Origin of the sequence: Bradyrhizobium sp. sGM-13 (assembly GCF_018398875.1) — a bacterium.
Lineage (GTDB): Bacteria > Pseudomonadota > Alphaproteobacteria > Rhizobiales > Xanthobacteraceae > Bradyrhizobium.
The window spans coordinates 1-553 of sequence record NZ_JAGWDK010000176.1 but is presented as its reverse complement, the minus strand read 5'-3'; the positions used below and the strand labels follow the sequence as shown (position 1 = coordinate 553).

At 58.4% G+C, this 553-nt stretch carries 1 pseudogene; it reads left to right on the top strand.

Going from position 1 to position 553, the window contains the following annotated elements:
* Positions 1 to 126: 126 nt before the first annotated feature.
* Positions 127 to 553: pseudogene (locus KJQ96_RS42555) on the top strand (hypothetical protein); the annotation flags it as partial.

The following is a 553-nucleotide window of genomic DNA, read 5'->3' as shown; positions in this document are numbered from 1 at the left end:
TTGTCTAGTTTTGGAATCAGGCCGACAGCTTACGGTCCTAATGCCTCCTTCGAAACCTCGAGGACCCCCCTGTGATCAGAAAGGTTCATTTGGGGCGAGATCCATTTGGGTGAGATAGGAGGCGGTGTGTTGCTGATCGAGTCACCAGATAGCGCGCAGGCCATCGTCAACCCGCGGGATGCCGCCGAATCTGCGGGTCTGAGATATGTTTCCGACGAACGGCCCGGTATTCGGCGAAAGAAGGCAGGGACGGGGTTCAGCTACACACAGCCAGATGGCACGAAGCTCATCGAGCCTGACGGGCTGAAGCGGATCAGGGCACTCGCGATCCCGCCTGCCTGGACCGACGTGTGGATCTGCCCGTTTTCAGATGGCATATCCAAGCAACCGGCCGTGACGCTAAGGGACGCAAGCAATATCGCTATCATGCGCGCTTTCGCGAGGTGCGGGAAAGCACGAAGTAGAGCATGTGGTGGCATTTGCAGACGCGCTGTCTTCCATTCGGGAAACAGTGCGCGAGCACATGGCATTGCGCGGCCTGCCGCGGGAAAAA